Origin of the sequence: Mycobacterium sp. (genome assembly GCF_025965855.1) — a bacterium.
Taxonomy (GTDB): domain Bacteria; phylum Actinomycetota; class Actinomycetes; order Mycobacteriales; family Mycobacteriaceae; genus Mycobacterium.
In genome coordinates this window covers 1-9542 of record NZ_JAOPWB010000035.1, presented here as the reverse complement: position 1 = coordinate 9542, position 9542 = coordinate 1, and the positions used below count along the sequence as shown (strand labels likewise).

Here is a 9542-nt window from a genome sequence, read left to right as displayed (position 1 = left end):
CGGCCGCCGCCGCGTTCAGCAAACCGTCGACGGTGACCTTCAGCCGGGTGACGTCGCGGTGGGCGAGCAGATGTTGCAGGAAGGGATGCCCGGTCTTGTCGAACAGCGATTGCAGGGCGTCGGCGTCGGTGGTGTAGCCGGTCTTGGTCCGCTTGGTCTTCGGCATTCCGAGTTCGTCGAACAACACCACCTGCAGCTGCTTGGGTGAGCCCAGGTTGATCTGCTTGCCGATCACGGCGTAGGCCGCCTCGGCGGCGTCGCGGATCTGGTCGCCGAACTGGCTTTGCAAGTCGCCCAGCAGCTGCAAATCGACGGCGATGCCGGCGCTTTCCATGTCCGCCAGCACCTGTTGAACCGGCAGCTCCATCTCCCCCAGCAGCGCGGTCGAGTCGATGCGATCCAGCTCGGCGTCCAACGCGTCGGCGAGGTCCACCACGGCCCGGGCCCGCAGGATCAGGGTCTGGACGGCTTGCTCGTCCACCCCATCCATGTCGTCGAGCAGCGAAAGCTGTTGCTGTTCAGCCGTTTCCGCGCGCAGCTCGCGGCGCAGGTAGCGCAGGGACAGATCGTCGAGGGTGAAGCTGCGCTGCCCCGGCCGCACCACATAGGCCGCCAGCGCGGTGTCGGAGGTGACACCTTTGAGCGTCCACCCGCGGCCCGCGAGATCGTGGATCGCCTGCTTGGCCTCGTGCAGCGCTTTGGGTTTGGCCGGGTCGGCCAGCCAGGCCGCCAGCGCGGCGTCGTCGTCGGGGGTCAAAGTCGCGGTGTCGATGTAGGCGCCATCGCCGTCGGCGGCCGCGATGCCCAGCCCGGTCGCGTCCCCGCCGTGCGGCAGGTGGGTGCCCGCGACGGCCAGCCCCGCTCGCCCGGTGCCGGCGTGCTCGGCCAGCCACTGCCCGACCGTGCCGGGCTCCAGCGCCCCGCCACGCACGTCGAAGCCCTCGTCGACCTCGGGCTCGACGGCAACCAGGGTCTCGAACAACCGGTCCCGCAACACCCGGAACTCCAGGTCGTCGAAGAGCCGGTGAATCTGGTCGCGGTCCCAGGGAGCCAGCCGCAGCGTGTCCGGGGTTTGGGCCAGCGGCACGTCTTTGACGAGGTCGGTGAGCTCGCGGTTGCGGATGACCCCGGCCAGATTGGCCCGCAGCGCGTCGCCCACCTTGCCGCGGACCGAGTCGACGTTGTCGACCAGCGCTTGCAGCGAGCCGTATTCGGCGATCCACTTCGAGGCGGTCTTCTCCCCCACCCCGGGAATGCCGGGCAGGTTGTCGCTGGGATCGCCGCGCAGCGCGGCGAAGTCGGGGTACTGCGTGGGGGTCAGCCCGTACTTTTCGACGACGGCCTCGGGGGTGAACCGGGTGAGTTCGCTGACGCCCTTGCGCGGATACAGCACCGTGACGTCATCGCTGACCAGCTGCAGGGAGTCGCGGTCGCCGGAGACCACCAGCACACGGTAGCCCTCGTTTTCGGCCTGGGTGGCCAGCGTCGCGATGAGGTCGTCGGCCTCGAACCCCTGCTCCGAGAGCACCGTGATGCCCATCGCGTTCAGCACTTCCTTGGTGATGTCGATCTGGCCGTGAAACTCGTCCGGCGTCGACGACCGATTGGCCTTGTACTCGGGGTACCGCTCCGAGCGGAAGGTCTGCCGCGACACGTCGAACGCCGCGGCGATGTGCGTCGGCGCCTCGTCGCGCAGCAGGTTGATCAGCATGGCGGTGAAGCCGTACACCGCGTTGGTGGTCAGGCCGCCGCGGGTCTTGAAGTTCTCAGCGGGCAGCGCATAGAACGCCCGAAACGCCAGCGAATTACCGTCCAGCAACATCAGAGTCGACTTAGCCTGATCCTCACCGGGAGCGCTCACGGCTCACACTCTAGGCACCTCTCATGACATCAAGTCAGCCGCCGCTCAGCGCCCACGTCGTACTCGGAAACCGACGCGCGCACGATCGAACCTTGTTGTTCATCGCTGGGTCCGCTGCCGCGGAACGCATCCATGGCGGCACGCGACTCCCAGCGTTCGAAGATGTCGATGCGACTCGGATCGAGCAGGTCGGCGCTGATCGCGAAGTCGAGGCAGCCCTGGGTGTGGCGGGCTTGCTGCACGACGGCCTCACATCCCACCAGATAGCCGTCTCGCTGCGGTGGCTCGACGACAAGGTATCCCGCGACGATCACCATGGAACGCTCCTTCGTCATCCATCACGCCTCTGCCCGGTATGACCGCCGACGGCCGCGGAAGTCATCGGTGACACCCGCAAACTGCAACACGTTTCAGTTTTGTGGTCGGGCTGGGTAGTCTGGCCGAGTGTCAGAGGTCACCAGCCAACAACCCGCGGTCGACGGATGGTTCGCCACCGGCTCGACCGCTGACGGGGGCGATGGCCCCTATCTGATCGGCAGCAAGTGCCCCGAGTGCGGCACCTATGTCTTCCCGCCGCGAGAGAACAACTGTCCCAACCCGGCCTGCGCCAGCGACACACTAGAGTCCGTCGCGTTGTCGACCCGGGGGACGCTGTGGAGCTACACCGAAAATCGGTATCCACCGCCGCCGCCCTACCCCGCCCCCGACCCCTTTGAGCCATTCGCCATCGCCGCGGTGGAGCTGGCCCACGAGGGACTGATCGTGCTGGGCAAGGTCGTCGAGGGCACGTTGGCCGACGATTTGAAGGTCGGCATGGAGATGGAACTGACCACCATGCCGCTGTTCACCGACGAAGGCGGCGTCGAGCGGATCGTGCACGCGTGGAGGCGCGCCGGCGACGATGCAGAGCGTAGCGATGAGGAGGAGCGGCGCAAATGACGACGATCATGAGTACGCCCGAACCGCTCTACATCCTCGGCGCCGGGATGCACCCCTGGGGCAAGTGGGGCAGGGACTTCACCGAATACGGCGTCGTAGCCGCGCGCGCCGCACTGGCGGAGGCCGGGCTGGACTGGCGGCAGATCCAGTTGGTCGCCGGGGCGGACACCATCCGCAACGGCTACCCGGGGTTCATCGCCGGGTCGACCTTCGCGCAAAAACTCGGCTGGAACGGGGTTCCCGTCAGCTCCAGCTACGCCGCCTGCGCGAGCGGTTCGCAGGCGCTGCAGAGCGCCCGGGCCCAGATCCTGGCGGGGTTCTGCGACGTCGCGTTGGTGATCGGCGCCGACACCACCCCGAAGGGTGCGTTCGCTCCCGTCGGCGGCGAGCGCAAGAACGACCCCGACTGGCAGCGGTTCCACCTGATCGGGGCGATGAACCCGGTGTACTTCGCGCTGCTCGCGCGCCGCCGGATGGACCTCTATGGCGCCACACCCGAGGACTTCGCACAGGTGAAGGTCAAGAACTCCCGGCACGGCCTGCAGAACCCGAATGCCCGCTACCGCAAGGAGGCCTCGGTCGACGACGTGTTCGCCAGCCCCGTGGTGGCCGACCCGTTGCGACAGCTCGACATCTGCGCCACCTCCGACGGCGCGGCGGCGTTGATCGTGGCCAGCGCTGACTTCGCTCGTAAGCACCTCGGCTCGCTCGACGGCGTGCCCTCGGTGCGCGCGGTGAGCACGGTAACCCCGCGCTACCCCCAGCACCTACCCGAATTGCCTGACATCGCAACGGATTCCACCGCGGCGGTACCCGCGCCGGACCGGGTGTTCAAGGACCAGATCCTCGACGCCGCCTACGCCGAGGCGGGCATCGGGCCCGGGGACGTGAGCCTGGCCGAGGTCTACGACCTGTCCACCGCGCTGGAGCTCGACTGGTACGAGCACCTGGGGCTGTGCGCCAAGGGCGAGGCCGAGGCGCTGCTGCGCAGCGGCGCCACCACCCTCGGCGGCAAGGTCCCGGTCAACCCGTCGGGCGGGCTGGCTTGCTTCGGGGAGGCCATCCCCGCCCAGGCCATCGCCCAGGTCTGCGAGCTGACCTGGCAACTGCGCGGTCAGGCCACCGGCCGTCAGGTGGAGGACGCCACCGTCGGCGTCACCGCCAACCAGGGTCTGTTCGGCCACGGCTCGTCGGTGATCGTCGCGCGCTAACGGGCTTCTAACGGGCTCGGGACCCGCCGAGACTGCAACCAGCGCGTCGAATCGGCCAAATTCGCGATCTGAGCGCAGGCTCGACGCCCCGTCGGCGCAGAGTCGATATGGGCGCACCACGTCACAGGCGCACCGCGTCATAGGCGCACCACATCGCGTGTGCGCTGTGGGGCTTTGACCGTGTACTCAGGGTGGGATTTGGCCCGTTTTATCGCCCTGGGCGCACGCACAAGGCCGTCAGCGCACACACAAAGCCGCGGCGCTACTCCGAAGCCGCGTCCTTGGGCGTATCGAGAGTCTCGAGCACGACCTCGGCCACCCGCTTCATCGTGGTCCGCCGGTCCATGGCCGCGCGCTGAATCCACTTGAACGCCTCGGGCTCGGACATGCCCTGCTTGGTCTGCAGCAGGCCCTTGGCGCGCTCGACGACCTTGCGCGTCTCCAGCCGATCGGACAGCGTCGCCACTTCGCGTTCCAGCTCGGTGATCTCGCTGAACCGGCTGAGCGCCAATTCGATGGCCGGGATCAGGTCGCTGATGGTGAACGGCTTCACCAGGTACGCCATCGCGCCGGCGTCGCGGGCGCGTTCCACCAGGTCGCGTTGGCTGAAGGCGGTCAGCACCACGATCGGCGCTAGGCGCTTGCTGGCTATCTCCGAGGCCGCGTCGATCCCGTCGCGGCGCGGCATCTTCACGTCCATGATCACCAGGTCCGGCTTATGGAGCTCGGCCAGTTCGACGGCCTCCTGGCCGTCGCCGGCCTGCCCGACGATCTCGTAGCCCTCCTCTCGGAGCATCTCGGCCAAGTCCAGCCGGATGAGCGCTTCGTCTTCCGCGATCAGGACCCGGCGCGGCACAGCGGCGTCGGTGTCGGTCGTGGGGCCTGTCATGACGGACATTCTGTCGTGCACGCCCGCGACCAGCGACCGCGGGGGCGGTCAGAACCGATGAGAACACCGATCCTCTATGGTGGGAGGCTGCTTTAAGGTTGGGGGTCGAGCCCTCGCCTCCAGAGCCCTCGTATCCCAACTGGCAGAGGAAACGGACTCAAAACCCGTCCAGTGTGGGTTCGAATCCCACCGAGGGCACAAAATCTGTGAAGCTGTTAGTGCAGGTAGACTGCGTTTTCGTGTTTGCTAGATTGCTGCATCACCCCCTCGTGCCCACACTTTGCCCACAGTTCCAGATAACTTGTCGGCAACTGCGGTGAAGTCGTCATCGAACAAATCGGCATAGACATCGAGGGTCATCGCGGCTGAGGCGTGCCCCAGCATTCGTTGCACGACTTTCACATTCGCGCCCGCCGAGATCGCCAACGACGCCGCAGTGAAACGAAGAGCGTGCGCTGTGATCCTCGGGAAGGTCTTATCGGCCTTCTGGCAGCGTTCGACCGCACCGGCCATCCACGACTTGTTCGTCGGCGGGGCCCGATAGCCGCCGTCCTGCGCCGGCCAGACCAGTTCATCGCGGCCCTTGCCCGCGCAGGTGACCGCGAGCCCGTCGACCACGAACCCGGCAGCGCCACCGAACGGCTGTGCCCAGCCTTGAGCGTGCCCACATGTGTGCGGCCGCCGACAGCTACCGCGTTCTCATGCAGCACGACACGGTGGCGCAAAAAGTTGACGTCGGACACCCTCAGCGCCGCGGCCTCACCCCAACGGAGGCCCACAGTCCCGAGCACCAGCACCAGCGACCCATACCGTCCCGACTCCATCGCCAGGCTGTGCAGCTGGGCGGCTGTCAGGTACACATTCGGTCGCTTGGATCTTCGGGGCAGCTTTACGCCACGCGCGGGATTCGCGGCGAGCATTCGATCGCGCACAGCGTCGTCGAGGACGCCCGCGTTTCTTGGACAGTTCGGCGATCCACGCCTGGACTGCGGTGTAGCGGATGTCGGCCACCTTGGCCGCACGCCAGCGCGGCTGAACATAAACCCGCCAAGCGTTTTCGTACGACCGGTACGCGCTGGGCTTCAAATGGCCTTCTTGCGTGCAAGCCGCGCCAACCCCAGCTCTCCCACTGTGACGCGCCCGAGTGACGGCGCCACATACTCACCGCGCGCTTTAGTGACCTCGACAGTGTTGGCGAACGCCTCGGCATCACGCTTGGTTTTGAATCCGCGCTTGTCGGTCTGGCCGCGGCCAGGTGTACGATAGCGAACGCGGTAAAGCGTTGCACCGCTTGATGTTTGGTACTTGCTAATCGTCGCCAACGTCCTCCCCAACGCTGTGGACAGGTGCGCCTGTGACTCTTTCTGTTTGCGCTTATGAAGCCATGTCGGCCACGCGAACCCGCCGAACTGGGCGATAACGAGAACTATCGGACCGAAGACGCGTAAGTGCTCAGGAGCCTCGGGCAGAGGCTTGTCGGCAGCCAACCAATTCCACAGGTTCTCGTCGGCTATCCGCGCGGTCCTCGGCGGCGGGCCCTCTGCTCCCTAGGCAGCTCTACCGCGTAGCCGTCTTGTCGTCGACGTGCGAGAAACTGAGTTGCCCCGCTCTTTTCAGCGCCGTCACCGCCGCCACCGTCCAAAAATACGGGCAAGCTCAATGCCTCCTGCCGAACCGGGATCTGGCTAGTTCAAGGCTAGGAGAAGTGGCGTCCCACAAGCTGAGGACCGCACGCCGCCGATCAATCGCGTAGACGTATGGTTTTTCCGCGGCTCACGACACCGCACCCAATCTGCGGATATTCCGCATGGCCGAAGGAAAAAGATGACTCAACAGGTTGTTCTCATTACCGGCGCCCTCACCGGCATCGGCCGCGCCACCGCTGTGGCCTTCGCGAACAAAGGCGCCACAGTCGTCGTGTCCGGCCGCCACGACGACAAGGGGGAAGCCCTTGTCACGGAATTGCGCGCGCTTGGCGCCGAGGCAGAGTTCGTTCGGGCCGACGTTACGAAGGAAGACGAGGTCCGCAACCTTGTCGACAAGGCAGTCGCGAAATTCGGCCGCCTCGACGTTGCCGTCAACAACGCTGGCGTCGAAGGCAAGCTCGGCCCCATCCAAGACGCCACCGTCGAAAACTTCAGGGCCGTCCATGACGCGAACGTCGTCGGAGTATTCCTGAGCATGAAGCATGAACTTCGTGTGATGGCGGGCCAGGACAGCGGCAGCATCGTCAACATCGCCTCGACCTACGGGCACAAGGCGGCGGCTGGTGGAACGGCTTATGCCAGCAGCAAGTTCGCAGTGGAGGGTCTGACCAAGACGGTCGCGCTCGAGCAGGGGAATTCAGGTATTCGGGTGAACGCAGTTGCGCCGGGTCTGACAGACACCGAGATGGCCGATCGCTTCACGGGCTCCGCGGAAGTCAATGATGCGCTGGTAGCGACGGTGCCGTTGCTCCGAAGGGGCAACCCCAAGGAACTGGCCAACGCCATTGTGTTCATTTCGTCCCCCGAAGCCTCCTACATCTCCGGCACTGTGTTCGAAGTCGACGGCGGCCTGTCGGCAACCTGATCAACCGGTCGGAACCGTTTCGCCGCATCGCTGGGATTCCTCGAAGACGGCGATGGCCAGCCTGTCGACACTAGACTTGGATTTCTGCATGTTCATTGGCTCTCCGACATCACCGGCCACCGCAGCGGCAGAGAACATCCAGCGTGGTCAAGGCCCCTCGGCTCGTGGACGATGGACGGGATAAAACTGGGCCCGACTTCGAATTCGGGGATTCTGTTCAGCCATTCGCGGACAAGGGCCTTCAGCTCCATGCGCGCCAACGACGACCGCACAATTATCCCAAATCAACAATATAAAACCACTTCAGACACGCGGCACTAGTGACGCCGAACACGGTGCGGGTCGAAACACTGGTGCCGTGGCCGGTGCGGCTACTATGTCGACAATGGCCATAGGACTGATTGCTGACCATTGCGTGCCTTGGACTGGCTTCGACATATCAATCGTGGCCAGGAGCTACGCGCAGTTCACCGGCCTCCTCGCCGGTTTTGCCTTTGTCGTCATGAATCTCGTGCTCGACCGCGCCTATCGCCGTCGCGCCGAAAGTCGTTCGCTGGAGCCGCGTGAGGTTGAGCATGAGACCCTAGTAGGAATTGCACTGGTGTGTGCCTTTCTGGGCCTGTTTCTGACAACCCTGCGATACAGCTTGCTTGCTGGCGAGAGCGGGTGCGCCCTCACCGATGGCCGAGCCGCATCCGCGGAAGTGCTAACCGCTGTATCGTTCGCGGCTTCCATCTATACGTTGCTTTACGCCATTGTGCAGTTTTTTTCGGGTACAGCTGGCATACTCGCCAAACACCTCGTATTTCTCGTAGCGGTACTCGTTCCCCCAATTGTCGTGTTCTTCGTTGAAGATACGCTCACGCATCTCGCGCTCTCGCTGGGTGATCCGGAAACGCACCGGCCGCTTCAACCGCTGTGGGACTGGGCCAACCGGCTCTCGATTCCGATACCGCTGGCGGTCTTAATCGTATGCGCCGCCGTGTGGTTCATCGGAATTAAGCGGCGGCGTTCGGAATCACCTGCCGGCCGCATTGCAGGACACTTCCGAACGGTCGTCCCGTACGTCACTGTCGCCGTCGTTGCCCCCGTGGTAATACGCTCCGTCGTGGCGTTACGATATACAAATCCAGCCGCACATATCGCTCCAGGCGAAGCCTGGCTATGGGTAGTCCTGCTCACTGTCGCGTTGCTAGTTCAAAGTACGGCTATGTCATTTCAAAAAGGCGTGGAAGTCCCTTTTGCGGGCCGACCGGCCTAGTGTGGCGTGTCTAAATTCTTTTGACGGTGTGGTTTGCGATAAGCGGACCGCAACCCAGACTTCATGCTGATTGCCCGGTCAAAATCGAAGAGCCGGCCGGGGTCCCGGGCCCGCGCATGGTTGTTGGGATCGGTAGCGCAAGGCGAACGGCAAGAATTTCGCAAGCGGTCGACGGTACTCTACGGCCCGACAGCAACGAAAGGCCCACCATGAACACCAACCACACCCTGAAGCGGATCCTTGCCGGAGCACTGCTATCGGGCGGCGTCGCGGTCGCTGGCTTGGGCATTGGCGCAGGCACCGCCCAAGCCGACGGCCCACATCACTGGTGCCCAGGGAACCCCAAGAATATGCCGTACGCACCGAATGCCTTCGTGGATTGGGATTGGAACGTCTGCCACACGTGGTATCCCACTAACTATGGGATGGGGAACGTGACTAGCCAGGGTCGACCAACCTCAATTTGGGACGGAGATAATCCGCCGCCGGAAGCGATCGCGCCTCGCGTGTGCCCCCCCATTTCATTTATGTGTCCGTAATAGCCGCGCCTGGACGCTCCGATGGAGGGCCGGTACGCGTTCCTGGTGAGTGCCGCCGCGGCGGGAAGGGCGCGGCGTCAGTCGAACCCGCTATGGCGAAACAGCTGAGCGGCGTAGGTCCGTCCGGGGTGGTCTCGGTGCCAATAACCTGACTAATGGGAAGTGCCAGGCCAGCCGAGGCAGCATTTGGCAAACTTGGTCGCTGGTAGCCGCTACCGGGTGAGCACTCCTCCTGACCGGGTGTGTTCGGAGCCCTGAGCCAAGACCGTGC

The 9542-nt window shown here is 64.7% G+C and carries 7 protein-coding genes, 1 tRNA gene and 2 pseudogenes; 6 read left to right on the top strand and 4 right to left on the bottom strand.

What is annotated here, in order from left to right; genetic code table 11:
• Together JWP83_RS02690 and JWP83_RS02685 are read right to left on the bottom strand one after the other, a co-directional pair.
• The coding region (locus JWP83_RS02690) for a DNA polymerase (protein ID WP_297725524.1) at positions 1 to 1822 on the bottom strand (1822 nt) is incomplete at its 3' end.
• A gap of 68 nt (positions 1823 to 1890) precedes the next feature.
• Entirely contained in the window at positions 1891 to 2178 is a 288-nt protein-coding gene (locus JWP83_RS02685; RefSeq protein WP_297725522.1) for an antibiotic biosynthesis monooxygenase, read from the bottom strand.
• Between the two features lie 127 nt (positions 2179 to 2305).
• Between JWP83_RS02685 and JWP83_RS02680 the strand changes: the two genes are divergently transcribed.
• Positions 2306 to 2800: a Zn-ribbon domain-containing OB-fold protein gene (locus JWP83_RS02680; protein ID WP_297725518.1), complete on the top strand. Its 495-nt coding sequence runs from the start codon at positions 2306 to 2308 to the stop codon at positions 2798 to 2800.
• Positions 2801 to 2808: 8 nt separating this feature from the next.
• Entirely contained in the window at positions 2809 to 4011 is a 1203-nt protein-coding gene (locus JWP83_RS02675) for a lipid-transfer protein (protein ID WP_297725520.1), read from the top strand.
• Positions 4012 to 4273: 262 nt separating this feature from the next.
• On the opposite strand, the gene JWP83_RS02670 is transcribed toward JWP83_RS02675, so the two are convergent.
• The gene (locus JWP83_RS02670; protein ID WP_297725516.1) at positions 4274 to 4900 is read right to left on the bottom strand and encodes an ANTAR domain-containing response regulator; all 627 of its coding nucleotides are present in this window, start codon (positions 4898 to 4900) and stop codon (positions 4274 to 4276) included.
• A gap of 124 nt (positions 4901 to 5024) precedes the next feature.
• On the opposite strand from JWP83_RS02670, the gene JWP83_RS02665 reads away from it, so the two are divergent.
• Positions 5025 to 5098: transfer RNA gene (locus JWP83_RS02665), tRNA-Leu, on the top strand.
• A 48-nt stretch (positions 5099 to 5146) separates the two neighbouring features.
• On the opposite strand, the pseudogene JWP83_RS02660 reads toward JWP83_RS02665, so the two are convergent.
• Positions 5147 to 6222, bottom strand: a pseudogene (locus tag JWP83_RS02660) (tyrosine-type recombinase/integrase).
• A gap of 502 nt (positions 6223 to 6724) precedes the next feature.
• On the opposite strand from JWP83_RS02660, the gene JWP83_RS02655 reads away from it, so the two are divergent.
• The 3 genes and pseudogenes from JWP83_RS02655 to JWP83_RS31125 all read left to right on the top strand — a co-directional run.
• Positions 6725 to 7471, top strand: coding sequence for an SDR family NAD(P)-dependent oxidoreductase (locus JWP83_RS02655; RefSeq protein ID WP_297725514.1), 747 nt, complete (start codon positions 6725 to 6727; stop codon positions 7469 to 7471).
• 385 nt (positions 7472 to 7856) lie between these two features.
• Positions 7857 to 8732 carry a hypothetical protein gene (locus JWP83_RS02650; protein ID WP_297725512.1) on the top strand — a complete coding sequence of 292 codons (876 nt, stop codon included), beginning with the start codon at positions 7857 to 7859 and terminating at the stop codon, positions 8730 to 8732.
• A gap of 209 nt (positions 8733 to 8941) precedes the next feature.
• Positions 8942 to 9157: pseudogene (locus tag JWP83_RS31125) on the top strand (hypothetical protein); the annotation flags it as partial.
• Positions 9158 to 9542: the final 385 nt, after the last annotated feature.

Coding starts and splice junctions, on each gene's coding strand:
- JWP83_RS02685 (WP_297725522.1), bottom strand. CDS start 2,178: ATGGTGATCGTCGCGGGATACCTTGTCGTCGAGCCACCGCAGCGAGAC.
- JWP83_RS02675 (WP_297725520.1), top strand. CDS start 2,809: ATGAGTACGCCCGAACCGCTCTACATCCTCGGCGCCGGGATGCACCCC.
- JWP83_RS02670 (WP_297725516.1), bottom strand. CDS start 4,900: ATGACAGGCCCCACGACCGACACCGACGCCGCTGTGCCGCGCCGGGTC.
- JWP83_RS02655 (WP_297725514.1), top strand. CDS start 6,725: ATGACTCAACAGGTTGTTCTCATTACCGGCGCCCTCACCGGCATCGGC.
- JWP83_RS02650 (WP_297725512.1), top strand. CDS start 7,857: ATGGCCATAGGACTGATTGCTGACCATTGCGTGCCTTGGACTGGCTTC.